The organism is Thalassotalea sp. G20_0 (genome assembly GCF_017744175.1).
Taxonomy (GTDB): Bacteria; Pseudomonadota; Gammaproteobacteria; order Pseudomonadales; family Endozoicomonadaceae; genus Endozoicomonas.
Genome location: NZ_JAGHQV010000016.1, coordinates 28,178 through 47,310 on the forward strand (window position 1 = coordinate 28,178; position 19,133 = coordinate 47,310).

Consider the following 19,133-nt stretch of genomic DNA (forward strand, 5'->3'; position numbering starts at 1 on the left):
ACTTTGGTTTGGGATGAAAACAAGAGAAAAAACGGTTCTTTTCTTGCTATTCTATAGCCATGACTCTGGTGAGGCAGATCATGGCTTGGAGTCTTAAGTCAGTGCCATTGGTCTTCGATCTTGGGCATACGGGTATTCAGTCCCCCATAACCGCACCTTCCCGCCGTGGATCAGCAGCCCCTTCCAGGCCTGACTTCTTTATAACAATGGCATGCAGACCGCTGTTCAGATCACGGACTGATACCTTATACCCCATTGCTTTTAGCGGTATTACCAGCTTTTCCGCATCCGTTCCGGACTCAAGTTCATAAGATCCCTGCATATTGATTCGGTGAGATAGACTAACGGCTTCATCCACGGGTAATTGCCAGTCCAGATGAGCAATAACTGTTTTGACAACATGAACAATTATACGACTGCCACCCGCTGAGCCAAGAACCATATAGGGCTTGCCATCACGTAGCACGATAGTGGGAGACATAGAAGACATTGGTCGTTTACCTGGCGCTATGCGATTGGCTACCGGTTTGCCATCAATAAATGGACGAAAGGAAAAATCCGTCATGGAGTTATTTAATAGAAAACCACCAACCATCAGGCGTGAGCCAAAAGCATTCTCTACGCTGGAGGTCATCGCCACCGCATTGCCATCACCATCAACAATGCTGATATGCGTCGTTGCCGGGAGTTCCAGCGCTTCAACGGAAGCCTGACGTATTTCGTCTATGCCCGGCGGCAAGCCCGGAGCAACCCCTTGCAACGGCTTTCCAGTTTTAAGCAGCCGACTTCGCTCAAGAAGATAGGACTTATCCAGCAACCCCTCCGGCACATTAATAAAGTCCTGATCCGCCATATACATTCCACGGTCGGCAAAAGCCAGACGCGTTGCATCACCAATCAGTTGCCAGCTAATGGGGTTGTCCTTGCCCAGTTCAGGCAGGTTGTAGTGATCCAGCATCCCGAGAATCTGCCCCATGGTCAGCCCACCCGAACTCGGTGGTCCCATACTGCACACCCGATACCTCCGATAGTCCATACAGGCAGGGTCACGTTCCTGAACCTGATAACGGTTCAGGTCACTCATAGTCAGTAAGCCAGGATTATCGGTTACTGAGTTCACCGTTGTGACGATATCGCGACCAATCTCTCCCTGATAGAACGGATCAATCCCACGACTGGCAATAAGAGACAGAGTATTGGCAAATGGCAGGTTTTTCAGCAGATCGCCTTCCTGCACAGGACGGCCTTCAGGATAAAAGTAGTTTCTCGTGTTTTCATAACGCCCCAGGCGTGTCTGATCCATGGCAACAAGGCTGGCCAGTCTTGGCGACACAATAAACCCTTCCCGGGCCAGTTTTATCGCTGGCTTGAACAAGGTTTTCCAAGCCAGTTTTCCATGCTTTTGATGCACTTCATACATCAACTTGAGCAGACCGGGAGTTGCTACCGATCGCCCACCCACAACCGCATCATAAAACGCCCTGGGTTCTCCTGTTTCATCAAGAAAGTGATCCGGCTTTACCTGCCCCGGTGCAGTCTCACGACCTTCCCAGGTGGATAACTGTCCGACCTTATTATCAAAATAAACGACTAATCCCGACCCACCAATACCTGAAGATTGCGGTTCCACCAGGTTCAGTACCAGCTGCGTGGTGATGACAGCATCAATAGCAGAACCGCCCTGTTTGAGAATTTCGTAACCAGCTCTCGCTGCATAGGGGTTTGCAGTAGCTACCATATAGTCAGAGGCCCTGACCAGTTCCTGTTCCGTATTGCCTGTACCCGGCTCGGGCGCAATCTCTCCGGGGGGAATGGCATCAGCAAGAACGAAATGAGCCTGCATCCAGAAAATGCCTGCAACAATCCATGTTATTGGTTTACCCACGCTCCATCCTCTCTTTCGATAGCGAAATAAAAAACTGCCCTATACAATTATCACTTTATGAATATCAGTGCTATTACATTGCAGACTGGGTGAAGAAGATAAAGGCGAAGGGACAAGCCGCAAACTGAGTTACGGTCTGGACAGAACTCCCAGCAAATTCTTAACATGCAATTTGCTGGAGAGTAAAGGTTATGAGTAGAGCTGAATATCAAGTAACCGGCTCAACCCCGTTTTCCCGCTCAGTAACATACTGGTACAGATTTTGGTATACCTCCCATAAATGAGAACCAAAAAGTGGATCAGACATCTGTTTAAGATCATTATCAACCAGTACCAGATCATCAACACTCAATAAGGACTGCATCGCCGGAATCATATACTGGTTTTCCAGTTCCATATGTTCCCGCTGCAATTCACTGTAGAGCGTGTATTCAGCCAGTAGCAGATTAATCGGGATAACCTGGTCAGAAGCAACGGTATTGAAAGCCTCCACAAGCCTCTGGGTCATTGCCGTAATCTGCCGGTGTTGATCCTCAATCATATCAAACTGAACCCGTTCTTCTTTACTGGCCAACCGGGGACGAAGCCGGGCCATCAACCTGGACTCAAGAGGATGGTGAAATGCATCTGGATAGTTATGCATATAATCCAGCGCTTCAATAATAATGTTCAGCTGAGGATTGTGCTCACTGCCTTCCCGGTAACCAGAGACCTCGTAATCCAGGTAGTCCAGCAAGCGTGCCATATGCTGATGGTCTTTGATGATTCGGTCAATCACTGTCGTCATATAGCATCCCCCTTAGATATTTCTTCTAATAATCTTTTTTATAGGCCCAGCCTTTTTCAAGCATTGATGTAAGTCAATTTTTTCTATTTTAGCGAGCACGATGCAATATTTTTCATGTAATTGACAGACAACAAGCTTCATCAGTGGTTTACATAGGCTTTCAACAAACTTTCATGACAAGGCACTCTTTTTATGCCCTGTATCAACAAACGGAGTCATGGCGAAAGGTAAGCTACCGCGCACATTATAACTGGCTCGGAGGTTATTATGCCGAACCCCCTGTACATGCTTGAATACCTGGCATACGCCGGAGTGGATACCAAGCCTCTTGTTGATGAGAAAGCCATTAAGGAAGAGTATTTAAGGCAGATATACCGTGTGGATTCCAGGGATAAAATTCTCGATAACAAGGGCAAGGTTGTTGGTAAATCCAGTAACCCACGACATTTGCATTGATGAGACTCATCTTTTTAAACCTCAATCCGGCATAGTATTACGCAGTACTTCACGCACTGCTCTCTTTATCAGCAGACATAATCAATTTAGAATGCCCCGATGGATGCTTTACTCTGGCTGTCCGGACAGAAACTCCTGACGCTGGAACTTGACTATCCGGATCAAAGCATTACAGACCAGAGCAATCATCACTCCAACCGTATTTATCTGCATACCAGCTATTCCGAGGAATCCAATGCCTTACGCTCGAGAACTGAAAAAAGGCCAGATTGTAGACATTGAAGGCCAGTATTATCAGGTTCGTCAGGTTGAGGCGAAAAGCCCATCTGCCCGCGGTGCCCAGACCCTGTATAAGGTTCGTTTCAATTCTGTTCCCGGTGGCCAGAAACTTGAGCAGACACTGACCGGCGACATTCTTCTCACTGATGTGGACCTGCAGAGAAGAGCCGTAACGCTTCTCTATCGTGAAGACAATGAGTGTACGTTTATGGATTCTGAGGATTATTCCCAGTATCTCGTCAATGCCAGCACAATTGAGGACCAGCTTCTCTATATCGCTGACAATATGGAAGGCCTGACCGCCCTGCTGGTTGATGGCCAGCTACTGGCGATTGACCTGCCGGCATCCGTTGCCCTGGAAATTGTTGATACGGCCCCTGGCATAAAAGGAGCCTCGGCCGCGGCAAGAACAAAACCAGCCCGGGTCAGCACTGGTCTGGAAGTTCAGGTTCCAGAGTATCTCAGTAACGGGGAAATCATTAAAATCAATACAGAAACCGGGAAATTCATGTCCCGCGCCTGATGCCCATTGGTTTCCGGGGATGTTCTCTGGAAACCATATTAGGAATATAAAAAGATATTTTTATTCTCTAAAACAATTAAAACACTCAAAACCATAGATCAAATAGAAATATAATACCTTTGTTCAAGTTATTTTCACTCTTTAGGTGTCTAATGTGTTGATATGCATTCAAAACAATATGTTTTAAGCATTTGGTTTTTGATTATCTAAATAGAACTAAAAAACATTCTCTTCCTATCAAAAACCCAAAAATCTCTTTTGGAGAAAAAAGAACAAACAGACATAAATCAACTCAAGGATTAAAGCCATGAAAATAACAAATATTGCCCAAAACATTTTTCGAACGATTTACTTATCTATGGCAATAGGCTTTATATCCTATTCATCAGCTGATCAGTCCATGCTGATGGAATCAAATGATAGAGCCCCGTTTTTAAACGATGTTTCATCCATGAAATATTATCAGGCACCGGCTTATCAAACAGACCACAAACAAACAGAATTTATTTTCAAACAGACAATAGAATTCAGTGAAGAACGCATTGGCTCATTCATTTACAAAACCATTGATGACCCGGATAAGGTCCGGGACCAGGTTGCAGGTTCAGCTATTCTTTACGGACTGGAGAGCATCGGTCTTGGAGAAAGCGTTAAAGAAAGTATCTATTTTATCAGGCAGAACACCCGTTACTCTTTCAGTGATTGTGGGGAGGTTCAGCTCAGGACCAATAGAATTACTGCGGGCAGCTGCTTACCGGATGGTGGTTCTGTTGAGTTGAATTCCAATTACAATTTCAACTCTGTACGTCTGCAGTTTACATGGCCCCTGTAAATTTAAAGTAGTGATGTCGCTGTTAATAAGAAATGCTAGAATGCCAGCGGCATCAACCCTAATGGTAATCATCATTGAACACCCGCACACTGTACGCACAATATTCTCGCCAAATTGAATTACTCGCTCCCTGGCAACTGGCCACACTGGCTACCGCAGTTACTGAGAGAGCCTGGCCCAACTTTGCACTGTTTTCAGAGCTGGCAGAATTTGGCCATGCTGCCGATGTGAGGCATTGTCTGAACATGCTCTGGGACTATACTGCCGGACTTCAATCGGCAAAAAACTTCGAACGTCTACTTGAACGACTGGATGAAAATACGCCAGCCCCTGAAGATTTTGATATGTTTGGTGTTGAACCGGCGCTGGATTTTTCGGCTGGTCTTAACTGTGCCATCAACTGTGCCATGAAAGCATCCGTTGATGAAACGGCCAGTGCATTAACCGTGTCACTCAGCACCATTGGTAAATTCATAAAACACACTGAAGCACAAGAGCTCAGAGGAACAGAGCTGGCGCAGTACACTGAAGAGCATGAATTGTTTGAGGTTCAACGTCGGTTTATCAGTGAGTTGATCAGCATGGTCTGTCAGCAAAAGAAACCATCAAAAGAATTTACCAAAGAGCTTCGGCAACTTTCTGCCAACGATGGTATCAGTCAACTGGGAATCAGTCTTGATTAAGTCAAGTGGACCGGCATTCGCTGCTGCACCGCCATTGCCGGTTGACCCGGATTACTTCACATTAGAAATGATATCCCTGAGCAGGGAGTAGATCTTCTGCTGGGCGTTGGACATAGCCTCAAAGTTTTGATTATACGTCTGCATCGCCCTTTGCAGCTGAACGGTCTGAATCTGACTGTTGCCATTGAGATTATCCCGGGCATTAATCAGGCTCTTCTTTAACGTGACCCACTCTTCAGGGGTCAGCTTGCCACTGCCGCTGGCATCGGGATAGGTAATCCTCAATATATTACTCAGGAGTTCTTTCTCCTTCTGGGTCATAAACGGCGTGGTACCGCTAAACTCATCATTGACTGACTGGCTGAACGCCAGCTTCCTGCCAAAAAAACCGGATACCTGATTGCTGGAATCATTGGGATTCGCTTTGCTGATGGCCTGGGTACCCCGGCCATCATACTCCCACTGGTGCATACCGCCGGCTTCATACAGGATGTGGCCATCATGATTGTTTACATCCAGGCTATGGCGGTTTTTCGGACGAGCGGCATTTTCTTCAGCCTGTGGAAGTGGTGCATACTGATCATAGGAGAATCCGGGTATAGTACTGGAGGCAGACATGGATTCTATGTTAATTGCGCCCTCATCCATATGGTAATTTATCCATGATCTGAGTTTTGCTGCTGAATGATCCATCACGCGTTCAAAGAACTCATCCACAGACTCTCCGGGGACCATTTTGTAGCTATAATTTCTGCCATACGAGTTATCTTCCCCATCAGTATCCTCCAGCCTCAAGTTAATGGAATAGCCATTGGTCTGCAATTCTTTTTCAAGCCCCTTTATCTGTTCATCACTAAGATCCCTTTTCGTCAGGTCACTTTTCAATTTTAATAAATAATCATCAGTGAATGCCTTGATACTCCCATAATTCTCAGAGTCATAAAAATCCCGGCTTTCGTTAATACTGCTGGGTGAAACTTGTTTGGTTGTTTTACTGGTCCCCGGTATCACTTCCTGATAACTATAAGCGGGAAAGTGAATGTCGGTTTGGATATACTCTATTTCTATATCACCTTCCTCTGCATGGACATAGTTTCGGAAATCCGTTTTGGAGCTATTAACGGCACGTCCAATAAACTGGGAGAGCGTTTCATTGGCGTAGGGCTCATAATCAAACGTTTTATGATAAATCTCATTAGTATTATCTGCGTCACCTAGTTCCCAGTATATAGATAGCCCGCCATCCGACTTTATCTTGGACAGTATGGCGGCCTGTTCCGCTGGAGATTTATTCTGAATAACCCCTTCCCACTTGGAGGATACTCTTTCCCCATGGACGACATCAATGGTGTCGTAATTTTCGTTCTCATCGTAGTGCTCATACACCGGCAGAGTGTTAGCAGGAACACTTACCGTTTGCGTGGTTGTGGTCGGCTGGGTTACTCCCACGTCAGTTGGCGTCTCAATGGTAGGGGCACCGATGGTCATTGATCCGGCAACATTAACATCACTGATTTTCATTCCCTGATTATCCCGGGTAATGATAATCGAAGTTATATCCGCCATTCCTCCGGAAAAGTCCGAGGAGTTGAATGCTTTATCCGGGGCTCCGGCCTTAAAGGTAATCTCAGTGCCATCATTCAGTATATAGGTCATGTCGTTCATCACGGGAATGCCAACTTCCAGTGCATCCACCGTAGCACCGGCAGGCACAGGTATCAGAGTCTGGTTCTGGTAGATTAACTGATTACCATCACCGTCAAGGAGAGTGAAGGTATTCCCACCCTTACCATCCGGCTGGAAATTCAACCCGTAACCATTATCAAGCACAACATTTTTGCCTTTAACCTGCCATGTGGTGGAGGAATAATGGGTTGATCCATACTCGGCAACATTTGCCTTGCCAATCAACTTATTAATGGTATCTATATACTGATTACTTTTATCAATTTCACCAATAATTCGTCGAACTTCTGAGTCCAGCATTTCTCCACGCTCAAGATAAACAGCAGCAATGAAGTCCTGCTGACTCATATCTGCCGGATTTAGAGTTTTTATATCATTCGTCGTGGAAACGCCGTTAACGTTATTCATGCTGAACTCATCCCTGAAAAGCAGTTATTTTTTGTATTGATCTGTTTACGCCCTATACATATCCAGAGCGCTTTTTAACGGTACTTGCTTTCTTCACTTTACGTTGCGTGAGCAGACTGCTGGCACTGTTCAGCTCTTTGCGCTTAGCCGTTGCTTCATTGGCCATATTGCTTTTAAACTCATTATGAAAATTGAGCAGTTCTTCCCTGGCTTTCTGCTTTTGGCGAGATGTCCAATAGTCACTATTGATAAAAGCACGTAGCTTTTGCCGGTCCATTCCACCATTTTTCATAAACTCTTCCTGCTTATCCAGCAACGCTTTTGCCTCCCGGACGGCAGCCTTTGATGCCTCCGAAGTCAGATAGTTGGTTTTTTGTAATTTGGTGACATCTACCAGCCTGAGTTTGAGCGCCATACCTACCCCCGGATAGCCTTTGACCAGATCATTTTGAAACTCTCTGGATACCTATATCGGTCTGGGGACAAATCTGTGTAGGGTCTGTTGAAGGTTGAGGGTTGCAGCACCTGGCAATAACGCATCAACTGATGGGAGCTGTACTATGTTTATATGCGATATTGGCGACTCAGCAGAAAATGCCTAAAATACCGGCATAAGAAAGTTGGCGAAAAAAGTCGGCAAAATTTCTGGAGGTTCTATGGATATTGCTGAGTTCGAATCCATCATGTTGCAGGTCTTAATCAGCGGGCTGGTTTTATTTATGGCTTTTATCGTTTATGACCTGGCCAAAAAATCCAATGCGGGAAAATGGGGTACATTTGTACTCTTTGGAGCTCTCGGCCTGGGTGTCCTGGGTTTTCTGATCAAAACATTTCTTGTTGAGGTGATTGTTTAGGCCATACGCACGATGGCAGATGGCCGGATTAGTAACAGCTTTTTGGCTTATATCCTGGCTATAAATAGCCTAACCAGGACAACCAGGCACTACCCAGACCCAGCCATACCAGCAAATAGAGCGAGCTCATGATCAACCCGACTTTCCACCAGTTGAAAAGAGAGACATAACCAGCACCATAAAGGATTGGTGCCGGTCCATTCCCATAGTGGGTAATAACAGCACAAATATTACTCATATAGGCAAGCATCAGGGCACCTCCCAGAGGGGGAACGCCAGCTCCGAGCATGATCAGCAGAAAACCGGCATACATGGCACTGATCTGTGCTGTGGAGGCGGCAAAGAAATAATGGAAAAAGTAGTAAAGTCCACAGACGGTGATCATTGCCAGCCAGGCGGGCAAACCGTCAAACAGAACGCCAACCTGATCACTGACATAGCTCACTACGCCATAGGCACTGAGGTAATGAGCCATGGTAATAAATGCCCCGAACCAGATCATGGTGTCCCAGGCCCCCTTGTTACCACGGAGATCATCCCAGTTCAGAACACCGCTTGACAGCAGAATGCACACCCCCACCATGGCAACCAGCGTCGCTGAAAAGCCCAGCTGCTGGCCAAATATCCAGAGCACAAGCAGCGCCAGGAATGTACCGGCCATAATCCATTCATCCCTGGTCAGGGAGCCCAGGCGGTGAAGTTCATCCTGTGCCACCTTGACGGCCATGGGGGTTTCTTTCAATTCCGGCGGGATAATGCGATACAGGCAAAGTGGCATCAAGATAAGACAGACAATACCGGGTAACAATGCCCCCAGGGCCCACGTCGCCCAGCTCAACTCAATACCCTGATTGCCAGCAAGCTTGACCACCAGTGGATTACCCGCCATGGCGGTCAGAAACATGGTGCTGGTGATGGCATTGGCATGGAAGACGATCATCAACAGAAAAGCCCCCATCCTTTTGGCAGTGGCTCCCGGTTTACTGTCATAGACCGTGGCGATGGATTGCATAATGGGGTATACCACAGCACCTGCGCGAGCCGTGGTACTGGGCATTGCCGGGGCAAGCAGCATATCCGTCAGGGTAAGTCCGTAACCCAGCGTCAGGGTTTTCTTCCCCATGATACGCATGAAGCAGTAGGCAATTCTGAGCCCAAGCCCGGTTTTTATAAACCCGTGAGAGATGAAAAACGCCAGCACCACCAGCCAGGTTACGGGATCACCATAACCCGCCAGTGCCTGCTTGAGGGTCAGCGTTTTGGTCAGTCCCAGAGCTGTCACCCCCATCAGTGTGATTGCCGACATGGGCATGGGGGTGACCATCACCCCCAACAGGGTGCTGATAAAAATAATCAGCATATGCCACCCCTGCAGATCCAGACCTTCCGGAGCGGGTAGCACCCAAAGACTCCCCCCCAATAGCAATGGAGCTAAATAACTGATAACTGATTTCAAATCAGTTGCCCGCTGCTGAGGGTGATCACAGCTTGCTGGTGGTGTACTCACACAACCCCCTTTTAAATGGTTAAGGCCATAGTCTAGTCCACAGGTTCTCCTGCATTTATAATTCTGACTTTTCTCATCAGTGATTACCCATGCAGGCTTCTGTTATACGCCCTTCCAAAAAAAGCCGATTATTGCTTTTTAATAAACCTTACGGTGTCCTGACCCAGTTTACGGACCAGGAAGGACGGCAAACCCTGAAGGATTTCATTAACATTCCCGGCATCTATCCAGCGGGCAGGCTGGATCGAGACAGCGAAGGGTTATTACTGCTGACGAATAATGGTCAGTTGCAAAACCTGATTGCCTCACCTGAGCACAAAATGCCCAAAACATACTGGGTTCAGGTGGAAGGAATCCCGGACGCTCAATCCTTAGACCATCTTCGTACCGGAATAGTTCTGAACGATGGCCCTACTCTCCCGGCCCGGGCAGAAATCATTGATGCTCCTGATGTCTGGGAAAGAGTGCCGCCCATACGGGAAAGAAAGTCGATTCCGGATTGCTGGATTCAATTAACTATAAAGGAGGGTAGAAACCGTCAGGTAAGAAGAATGACCGCTGCTATCGGCCATCCAACACTCAGGCTGATTCGCTGCCAGATAGGACCATGGAAAATTGACGACCTGCAGCCGGGTCATTGGCGTGAGCTGGAAATCCCTGCTTCACTGAAAGACAAACTCAATACAAACAGATCCAAACGTGTAAAGTGGAAAACCTCAGGAAAGCCCCGTCACTGGAAGACGTAATTCTTCAGCACTATTTACCGGTCAGCAGAGCGGCATTAGCCATTACCCTGACAGCCATCACTATTTTGTCTCTATTGCCAATAGATAACTTCAGAGGTGTTGACCTGACATTCTGGAGGCTGCCAGTGGCTGCTGACAAAGTAGCCCACTGCCTTGCTTTTCTGGTTATTTCCGGCCTTCTTGATGGCTTTTGTTATCAGGACAGTTTCAACCTGAAAAAAGCATCTATCGCAGCTTTATACGGCATGTGGATTGAAGGCCTGCAATCCCTTACCGACTATCGCCACCCATCGTTCTGGGATATCGTCGCAAACTGCTTTGGCATCCTTATGTACTGGTTATTGATTCCAGCATTTAAAAGAACGCCTGTATTAAGGGTTCGCTGGGCGTTTAAGGAAACACACCCAGGAGATAACAACGGATAATTACATCTAACCGATCCGACGTTATAGCCTTTCGGATATGGACCAGGAGAAAGGATAGAGTGATCAAAGAGCACAGCTGAAATACTCCCCCCCGGAATCCATAAAGAGCCAGCTGTTTTGCTGACCAAAGATTTCGTCAAATTACCTGACTTAAGAAAACCCGCAAACGTTCATTCTCCGGTGCCTGAAAAAAAACCTCCGGCTCACTATCCACCAGTAACTCACCGCCGTCCATAAACAGGACCCGATCAGCCACCTCCCGGGCAAAGCCCATTTCATGGGTAACCACCACCATGGTCATCCCCTCTGCAGCCAGCTGTTTCATCACATCCAGCACTTCACCAACCATTTCCGGGTCAAGGGCACTGGTGGGTTCATCAAACAGCATAATCCGTGGCTGCATGGCCAGTGCCCTGGCGATGGCAACCCGCTGTTGCTGTCCACCCGACAGTTGCGGAGGAAAACTGGCGGCCTTATCCGACAGCCCTACTTTCAGCAGAAGGGCTTTTGCCCGCTCCTCTGCTTCAGTGCGGCTGATGCCACGAACCTTCATGGGTGCCAGGCAGATATTATCCAATACTGACAGGTGGGGGAACAGATTAAACGACTGAAAAACCATTCCCACCTCTTCCCGGAGTTTATTCACATCCCCGGGCGTGGTCAGGGATATGCCATCAATAACAATGTCACCCGCATTAATGGTTTCCAGCTGATTCAGGGTTCGCAGAAATGTCGACTTACCGGAGCCGCTGGGGCCAATGACCACAACGACCTCACCCTCCTGAATATTCTGATGAACATTTTTCAGAGCGTGCACCCCGTTGGGATAGACCTTCTCAACCCCGGTGGCCCGGATAATGCCCGCTGCGGACAAAGAACCTTCAGTCTCTGACGGCATATCTCACCTCCAAACGACGGACCAGCCAGGAAAGCATGGCGGTCAGAACCAGATACAACAGGGCAACACTGAACCATACTTCAAACGGGCTGAATGTCACACTTACCACTTCCCGTCCAGCCTTGGTAAGGTCTGTCAGCGAGATAACGGAAACCAGCGAAGAATCCTTGATCAGGTTGATAAACTGGCCAGCCAGTGGTGGCAACACCCTCTTAAACGCCTGCGGTAGAATGATATAGCGCATGGTCATGCCACGGCTCATCCCCAGACTTCGTCCGGCCTCCATCTGCCCCCGGCTGATAGATTCGATACCGGCCCGGATGATTTCTGCCACATAGGCTCCGGTGAATACTGACAGCGCCACCACACCGGCGGTGAATCGCTCCAGATCCATAACAGTGCCAATAAAGAAGTAGACAATGAAGATTTGCACCAGCAGGGGCGTCCCCCTCACCAGCTCAACATAAACAGTCGCAAGGTGACGCAGTGCCGGATTGGGTGATATACGCGCCAGACCAGCCAGAGCCCCAAGAACAATGGCAAAAACAATAGACACCAGGGAGAGCTTGATGGTCATCCAGAGTCCATTGGCCATCGGTCCCGGCTGCCAGTGATAGTTGACCGCCAACAGGTCACCTGCAAAGATCAGGTCACCGTCATTGACAGCCATTTCCTGATAACCGACAACAGTCATACGCTCACTGTCGTCAACATCATTGATGAGGTTTAACTCTCCTGCTTCATTACTTTGTATGGTGCCATCAAACTCCGCACGAAGTTCATCGCGGGCCTGATAAACAATGTACTGGGGAATTCGATCCCAGCGCCAGATATAGTCAATCGCTTGACTGGACTTGTAGATACCCAGACCCAACAGCAGCAATATTGCCGCAAAAACCAGATTCCACAGAACCTGGTTCGGCGGCTTTTCCATTTGCAGAGGCTGGCCTTTCACGGGTTTACCCTGCAGCATCAACCGTTACTTCAGGGTCTTTTGCCATGCGGAACTTTCGAACCACTTGGCATAAATTTTATCGTAAGTACCGTCACCCTGAATCTGGGTCAGGAAGTTATTCAACCAGTTAACAAAGTCCGGGTCCCCTTTGCGAACGCCCCAGGCCAGCGGCTCATAGGTGAAAGGAGTGTCCAGGTGAACCAGTTTGCCCGGATTCTGGCTGGAGTAGACCGCATTAAACGGCAGGTCATAAATAAAGGCATCTGCCTTGCCATTCATCACTTCGATGGCACCTTCAGATTCGGTTTCAAACAGTCTCAGCTCTGCCTTACCGAGGTAACGCCTGGCCGCCAGATCACCGGTGGTTCCCTGCTTGGATACCACCGTATATTTCGAGTTATTCAGATCTTTATAAGACTTGATTTCATTCTCCAGGCCATTACGCAGCAATACACTCTGGCCAATGACAATATAGGGGTTGGCAAAGTTAATCTGCAGGTTACGCTGGGAAGTCAGGGTCATACCGGACATGATAATGTCGAACTTATCCGTCACCAGAGCCGGAATAATGCCATCCCATGCGGTATTAACAATTTCCAGCTCTACGCCCATGGACTTGGCCATCTGCCGGGCAACGTCCACATCAAAACCAACGATCTTACCCTGCTTGTTGGTCATTTCAAATGGCATATAGCCGGCATCCAGACCAACACGAAGCACCTTGCGCTCCATGATCTTGTTCAGCGTGGACTCTTCCCATATCTGGTTATAAGAGGCAAAAAGCGAGGAACTGAACGCCAGCAGAAATGCCAGCATGGCGGTAATTTTTTTCATTATAACTCCTGTCCGCAACCAGATATCCTGTACCACTGGTGCCAGAACTTTTTTTATCATTATGTACGGCGAATCCCTGACCGCTTTAACCTCGTAGTTATCTGGTTATACGAGGAGAACATTCTGCATTGTACATATACTGTCGTTTTTTACCAACAATACCAACCCAACCTGTCAACATCCGTAACCCCCTATCGCCAGTCTTGCTGCAAATACCCATGCAACCTGCTTTTTGCCTGATCATGAAAGCAGAGAGAGGGTGGATTAGATAAGGTTGGCTGCTTATTGCGCTGTATACCGATAAAAAGATCCTGTCCTTCCTTTATCATTTGGGAGAACTCGGCAGATGACTTCGCAGTAATGGCGTCAGCATCCAGAATAATTGACGGAGGCTGACCATTTCTGAGCAGCTCGCGGTTGATCAGGTAAATAATAGTTCTGCCATTTCCGTCAAGAAAATAGTGCAAAAGCATTAATCGCTTTGCCAGTCTGGCAGTGGATAAGCGAACGTCATCCGGAGTCGGGGTGCTATGCAGCGCCTTTCTATGGTCAACCAACACGTTTATCAATACATTTTTCTTGCGAATATTACCTTTGTCAGGCTCATCACAATAGGCTCTGACCGTAACTTTACCCGGTTTTTCATGATTTGGCGCATGGTAGCCACAAATATGAAAAATTGCGTGATTGTCAGGAGAGAGTTTATCCATACCCCGGTATTTTTTATCGCAGCCCTGAACAAATAACATCATTTCCAGGTAACCAGACTGCGTGAATTTTTCTTTCGGAATATCAAATACATGTGATACAGCACAGTCATAAACTGGAGATATAGGTTCACCATACCAGGACTTGACATCCTTAGTCAGACGTTGATGAATCTGATTCAATATCAACAAATTCACAGGTTCAAGATCACCACGACGGGACTGCTCCAACAAACCGGCAAAGGCCTGGCAGAGATTATGAACCGTATTGGCATCATAATTTTGGGCATCTACCCCCAGATAATAGTCTTCCTTCGAGCCAAACAGCATTGGAAAATAGCATGCTGGAAACCCCCGGGTAAGCCGATTTCTGTCCATTGCAACCTGTAATTCCGGAAGGGATTTTCTATGGCTGATGATTCCATCAACTATTGCGTCATAACATCCATCCGGATATTTTCTATAAGCCTTAAGAAGATGATCAGCTGTAGTTTTCCTGGAACTATCCAGCCCGGAAAACGTGGCTCTTATCAGCTGGAAAAAAACAGTCTTCACCGCACTGTCTTTTAAGGCATCACCTGCCAGCTCATAATCGCTGTCTGTGGCAGGTTCTCCTTTTGCCACAAGAGCATCGATCAAAATCCCTGACACAACAGGAAAAAATCGGATAAATCGAGGGGTAAAACTTTTATCACAGTCAGGATTTGCTGGCTGCACAAATTGCCTGCAAAACTCAATGTCATGTTTCAGGAATGCCTGCAAAGCACACTGAACCCTGGTTTTCACTTCTATCTTTTGCGCAGAGACTGGTTGAGTAACAGTACCGATAGCTGAAAACCTCTCAGCCAAACGCTGCATCCTGCCGTCTTCCTGCAAATTTGAGCCAGAATCAGCGCCTGAAAGGTCATCATGTTCACAGGGGGTAACATGGTAAGAGCCCATCCTGCCACCCGCACGTTCTTGCTGATAAGAATGGTAAGTTTGAACAATGCAAGAGTCAGGCAAGCCTGAAATTTTATCGCTATCCATATAACACCGACTGCTCTTTTCAACATAGCCAGTGTTGATATTAAAAAAACCAAAAAGTTCAAACTAAATCAAAGATATTCAGGGGATAATGGGCGAAGACATATCTGAAAATATCCGGGTTAAAAAAGTACTGCCGGCATCGCCGGCAGACTTGGACAGGACGTGTTATACAACAGCCATCAGGCAGCTAAAGCACCCATGGCGTAATGGCTGCGAAGCTCCTGAATACGGTGCATGTAGTTGTTGTATTCAGGTGATCCGTGATGTGCATAGTGCATGTTCTTGAACAGGCCGGTCAGCTTGATAAAGTAATCACGCACCTCTTCTTTCTCGCTGAAGTTGTACTGCTGACGAATCAGGCTCACCACCAGGTCAAAGTTTTCCTGCTGACGATGGATTGGGCAGGAAGCGTCCACATCGTCAAAAGCGTCCTGCTGCAGATAGACCATGTCCAGCATGTAAGACTTCTGGAAAGTCACGTAGTCTTCCAGAGTAATACCCTCTTCACCAGTTACCTGCATCATCTGGTTGATGCTGTCACCACGCACCAGCAGTTCCTGCATTTCCCGGACGTTGCTGACCCACTCTGGTGACAGGTTTTTCGAGTACCAGTCTTCCAGCTGATCCAGATAACGGGACCAGGAGATCAGAGGATCGATCGCCGGATAGAAACGCTTGTAAGCACGATCATAAGACAGACCAAGGAACGCCTTTACGGTACTCAGGGTGGCCTGGGTCACCGGCTCTTCAAAGTTACCACCAGCCGGTGATACAGAGCCAATCATGGTCAGGGAACCTTCGTCGCCGTCTTCGTTGCGAACCACACCACAACGCTCGTAAACCCCCTTGATGGCAGAGTCCATATAGGCCGGGAAGCCTTCTTCACCGGGAATTTCTTCCAGACGGTTAGAGGTTTCACGCATGGCCTGAGCCCAGCGGGAAGTAGAGTCAGCCAGGGCCAGCACGTTGTAACCCATCTGGCGATAGTACTCACCCAGTGTCAGACCGGTATAGATAGAGGCTTCACGGGCAGCCACCGGCATAGACGACGTATTACAGATAATAACCGTACGATCGATAAGGGCACCACCGGTCTTGGGGTCCTGCAGGTGCGGGAACTCTTCGATGGTTTCAACCACCTCACCGGCACGCTCACCGCAGGCAGTGACAATAACGATATCCGCGTCGCAGTAACGGGAGAAACCGTGCTGCAATACTGTCTTGCCGGAACCGAAAGGTCCGGGGATACAGCCGGTACCACCACGGGCAATCGGGAAGAAGGTATCAACAATACGGGTGGTGGTGATCAGCGGCTGGTTAGGGTAAAGACGCTCGGTCTTGCCTTTTGCGGCCAGCGTTTCAGCGATTGACTTACGCACCGGCCAGCGCTGGTACATGGTCAAGGGAATTTCTTCACCCTTATGGTTTTTCACCCGAGCCACGATAGTGTCAACAGAGAAGTTGCCTTCCTGAATCCAGACCACTTCCACTTCACCCACGGTATCAAACGGAATCATGATTTTGTGGGTAAAGCGACCTTCCGGAACGGTACCAAAGGTTTCACCGGCACGGAGTTTATCGCCGATTTTAGCCACGGCAGTAAACGCCCAGTTATGGGTACGATCCAGGGACTCAACCTGAACACCACGCTGCAGGAAGCGACCATGCAGATTCGCCAGACGCTCCAGCGGGTTCTGCAGACCGTCGTAGATCATGCTGAGAATACCAGGCCCCAGATCCACAGACAGCATGTGCCCGGTCTGAATGATCAGGTCACCGACAGCAACACCACGGGTTTCCTCAAACACCTGAATATCCGCCGTGTTGCCACGAACACGGAGAATCTCGGCCATCAGCTGCTCTTCCACCGCTTCATTGGCGCGACGGCTTGGCAGTACATAGACCACCTCGTTCTTAACCAGCGGCTTTTTCGCACCATCTTTGCCACTGATGCTTTCGATGGTGATGATATCACCCATCACCGCTACCACCCGGGCAGAGGTCTGTTGCATCAGATCTGTTTTTGTCTGTTCAGTCATGTGTATAACCGTTGTCGTTTAATCCGGGGAACCCGGCAATTGGTGGGCAAATTCCCCTAATGCCTGCTGGGTCAGCTCATTAAACCGAACCACTGCCTGTTCACCATTGTAGGAGGTCCAGCGTGCCACCAGGTTCCAGCGCAGCAGATAGATCACCACGGCTTCAAAATCGAAACGGTGTCTGGCACCAAGCTCGTTCAGCTTGTTCCACACCGCTTCCATCACTGTTTTTTCCAGCGTCAGGTAGTCTTTTTTACTCAGGCATTCAACCGCCACCGGAATCCAGGGGAATGCATGCTGCAAACCGAGGGTGGGGTGATTCCAGTTATGGCGGATGTAGGCATAGCGGCTACCGTAACTCCATTTCGCGGACGTCGGAGCCTGAATACCATTGGCCTTTCGTCGCAAGGCGGCAGCAATGGTTCGCATATCCAGACGCCAGTTCACCAGCTCTTTCAGATCAGGACTGTCCAGCTCCTGCAACAGGCGCTCTGCCAGATTGATCAAATACGCTTCTTTGATCTCTTCGCCCAGATGGCTCCAGTGCACCAGCTGTTCCACCTTAACCAGTGTTTCACGATCTGCCGTGGACAACATGGCCAGACGGCGGTCCAGCTGAATGCGTGAGATAGGCGTAATCTTGCTGTTAAACAGTGAGTCAATATGCGGCAGCGATGTCAGCAGGGTATAGTAGGCATTTTCAGCCATTGTATTCTCCTTGGGGAGAGTAATCCGGGTTTTGCCATTTTTTTGCCACGGAATCACGGAGACACAGAGAAAAGAAAACCTGATAAAAAAGCTCTTTCTCCGTGTCTCCGTGTCTCTATGGCAAATGGCATTTTGAATTCCCCCCCTTATACGAACGGGTAGCGGGGGTTTCCCTGCCACCAGAACTGACACCAATTATTTAATAATGCCTTCAAGCAGGGCACGGAAACGTGGCTGCAGGTGCTTCAGCAGAACCGCAGCAACGGCTTCATCAGTCAGCTCGACCTGGATATCCTTATCTTTCAGACGAAAGGCAATGCCACTCTGGCCAGCACCACCAACGGTGAACGTTACGCCATCCTGAAGCATCTCACTGGCCCGCTTCATGGCGAACTCCAGCAAACCACCGGCCTTGAGCAGCTCAGGTTTGTCACGCAGTTCATCCACACCAATGACTTTTCTGGGCAGGATCACTTCGATGTTGTTTTCGCCGCGCAGATTGTTCTGGCCAGCCACTTCCAGAATCATCCCTTCCAGCAGCTTGTCGCCTTCCATGGAGTGGCTGACCACTGCACGGATCTGGTCTGAGAATTTTTCCAGCAGATAGTCTTTCAGCTCAAGGACGGCATTTCGCTCAGCCAGCTGCAGCGCTTCTTTGCCTGCCCTGGTAATAAAATCCGCTTCCTCACGGGCCTTGCCAACAATGGCACTGGCGCGTTTTTCGGCATCCGCGATCAGCTCGGCGGCTTTGGCTTCAGCGTCAGAAATAATCTTGCCCGCTTCCTGGCGACCACTGTCGACGCCCTGGTTACGCAGCTTTTCGATCAGTTCCTGAACACCGACGGAAACGGTTTTCCCGGTTTGTTTTTCAGGAGTTGCTGTACTCATTATC

The 19,133-nt window shown here is 48.4% G+C and carries 19 protein-coding genes; 7 read left to right on the forward strand and 12 right to left on the reverse strand.

The annotated features are described in order from the left end of the window. Positions 1 to 136: 136 nt before the first annotated feature. Both ggt and J7438_RS11465 read right to left on the reverse strand, forming a co-directional pair. The gene (gene ggt / locus J7438_RS11460) at positions 137 to 1,885 is read right to left on the reverse strand and encodes a gamma-glutamyltransferase (protein WP_209276647.1); all 1,749 of its coding nucleotides are present in this window, start codon (positions 1,883 to 1,885) and stop codon (positions 137 to 139) included. A gap of 208 nt (positions 1,886 to 2,093) precedes the next feature. Further along, entirely contained in the window at positions 2,094 to 2,672 is a 579-nt protein-coding gene (locus J7438_RS11465) for a hemerythrin domain-containing protein (RefSeq protein ID WP_209276648.1), read from the reverse strand. 267 nt (positions 2,673 to 2,939) lie between these two features. Here J7438_RS11465 and J7438_RS11470 point away from each other — a divergent pair, with 267 nt between their 5' ends. From J7438_RS11470 to J7438_RS11485, 4 genes are all read left to right on the forward strand, one after another. Continuing rightward, positions 2,940 to 3,128, forward strand: a complete 189-nt coding sequence (locus J7438_RS11470) for a hypothetical protein (protein ID WP_209276649.1) — start codon at positions 2,940 to 2,942, stop codon at positions 3,126 to 3,128. A gap of 235 nt (positions 3,129 to 3,363) precedes the next feature. Then, positions 3,364 to 3,930 (forward strand): elongation factor P-like protein EfpL, encoded by a 567-nt coding sequence (gene efpL / locus J7438_RS11475; RefSeq protein ID WP_209276650.1) that lies wholly within the window; start codon positions 3,364 to 3,366, stop codon positions 3,928 to 3,930. Between the two features lie 451 nt (positions 3,931 to 4,381). Then, positions 4,382 to 4,762, forward strand: a complete 381-nt coding sequence (locus tag J7438_RS11480) for a hypothetical protein (protein ID WP_209276651.1) — start codon at positions 4,382 to 4,384, stop codon at positions 4,760 to 4,762. Positions 4,763 to 4,836: 74 nt separating this feature from the next. After that, a complete protein-coding gene (locus J7438_RS11485) occupies positions 4,837 to 5,445 on the forward strand; it encodes a DUF416 family protein (RefSeq protein WP_209276652.1) in 609 nt (202 codons plus the stop codon). Between the two features lie 51 nt (positions 5,446 to 5,496). Here J7438_RS11485 and J7438_RS11490 read toward each other — a convergent pair whose 3' ends face one another. Both J7438_RS11490 and J7438_RS11495 read right to left on the reverse strand, forming a co-directional pair. Then, a complete protein-coding gene (locus J7438_RS11490; protein ID WP_209276653.1) occupies positions 5,497 to 7,539 on the reverse strand; it encodes a hypothetical protein in 2,043 nt (680 codons plus the stop codon). Positions 7,540 to 7,591: 52 nt separating this feature from the next. Then, positions 7,592 to 7,954 carry a hypothetical protein gene (locus J7438_RS11495; RefSeq protein WP_209276654.1) on the reverse strand — a complete coding sequence of 121 codons (363 nt, stop codon included), beginning with the start codon at positions 7,952 to 7,954 and terminating at the stop codon, positions 7,592 to 7,594. A 205-nt stretch (positions 7,955 to 8,159) separates the two neighbouring features. Here J7438_RS11495 and J7438_RS11500 point away from each other — a divergent pair, with 205 nt between their 5' ends. Continuing rightward, positions 8,160 to 8,393, forward strand: a complete 234-nt coding sequence (locus J7438_RS11500; protein WP_286196537.1) for a DUF2788 domain-containing protein — start codon at positions 8,160 to 8,162, stop codon at positions 8,391 to 8,393. 58 nt (positions 8,394 to 8,451) lie between these two features. Here the strand turns inward: J7438_RS11500 and J7438_RS11505 are convergent, their stop codons facing one another. Beyond that, positions 8,452 to 9,900, reverse strand: a complete 1,449-nt coding sequence (locus tag J7438_RS11505; RefSeq protein ID WP_209276655.1) for a DASS family sodium-coupled anion symporter — start codon at positions 9,898 to 9,900, stop codon at positions 8,452 to 8,454. 89 nt (positions 9,901 to 9,989) lie between these two features. On the opposite strand from J7438_RS11505, the gene J7438_RS11510 reads away from it, so the two are divergent. Then, positions 9,990 to 10,646 (forward strand): pseudouridine synthase, encoded by a 657-nt coding sequence (locus J7438_RS11510; RefSeq protein ID WP_209276656.1) that lies wholly within the window; start codon positions 9,990 to 9,992, stop codon positions 10,644 to 10,646. 125 nt (positions 10,647 to 10,771) lie between these two features. After that, positions 10,772 to 11,071, forward strand: a complete 300-nt coding sequence (locus J7438_RS11515; protein ID WP_209276657.1) for a VanZ family protein — start codon at positions 10,772 to 10,774, stop codon at positions 11,069 to 11,071. A gap of 136 nt (positions 11,072 to 11,207) precedes the next feature. Here J7438_RS11515 and J7438_RS11520 read toward each other — a convergent pair whose 3' ends face one another. From J7438_RS11520 to J7438_RS11550, 7 genes are all read right to left on the reverse strand, one after another. Next, positions 11,208 to 11,930 carry an amino acid ABC transporter ATP-binding protein gene (locus J7438_RS11520; protein WP_353620125.1) on the reverse strand — a complete coding sequence of 241 codons (723 nt, stop codon included), beginning with the start codon at positions 11,928 to 11,930 and terminating at the stop codon, positions 11,208 to 11,210. 22 nt (positions 11,931 to 11,952) lie between these two features. Next, the gene (locus J7438_RS11525) at positions 11,953 to 12,942 is read right to left on the reverse strand and encodes an amino acid ABC transporter permease (protein WP_286196538.1); all 990 of its coding nucleotides are present in this window, start codon (positions 12,940 to 12,942) and stop codon (positions 11,953 to 11,955) included. A gap of 6 nt (positions 12,943 to 12,948) precedes the next feature. Then, positions 12,949 to 13,758 (reverse strand): transporter substrate-binding domain-containing protein, encoded by an 810-nt coding sequence (locus J7438_RS11530; RefSeq protein ID WP_209276659.1) that lies wholly within the window; start codon positions 13,756 to 13,758, stop codon positions 12,949 to 12,951. A 191-nt stretch (positions 13,759 to 13,949) separates the two neighbouring features. Further along, positions 13,950 to 15,494, reverse strand: a complete 1,545-nt coding sequence (locus tag J7438_RS11535; RefSeq protein WP_209276660.1) for a Fic family protein — start codon at positions 15,492 to 15,494, stop codon at positions 13,950 to 13,952. A 179-nt stretch (positions 15,495 to 15,673) separates the two neighbouring features. Then, entirely contained in the window at positions 15,674 to 17,506 is a 1,833-nt protein-coding gene (locus J7438_RS11540; RefSeq protein ID WP_209200524.1) for a V-type ATP synthase subunit A, read from the reverse strand. A gap of 45 nt (positions 17,507 to 17,551) precedes the next feature. Further along, positions 17,552 to 18,241 carry a DUF2764 family protein gene (locus J7438_RS11545; protein ID WP_101747255.1) on the reverse strand — a complete coding sequence of 230 codons (690 nt, stop codon included), beginning with the start codon at positions 18,239 to 18,241 and terminating at the stop codon, positions 17,552 to 17,554. 195 nt (positions 18,242 to 18,436) lie between these two features. Next, the gene (locus J7438_RS11550) at positions 18,437 to 19,129 is read right to left on the reverse strand and encodes a hypothetical protein (protein ID WP_101747257.1); all 693 of its coding nucleotides are present in this window, start codon (positions 19,127 to 19,129) and stop codon (positions 18,437 to 18,439) included. Positions 19,130 to 19,133 lie beyond the last annotated feature (4 nt).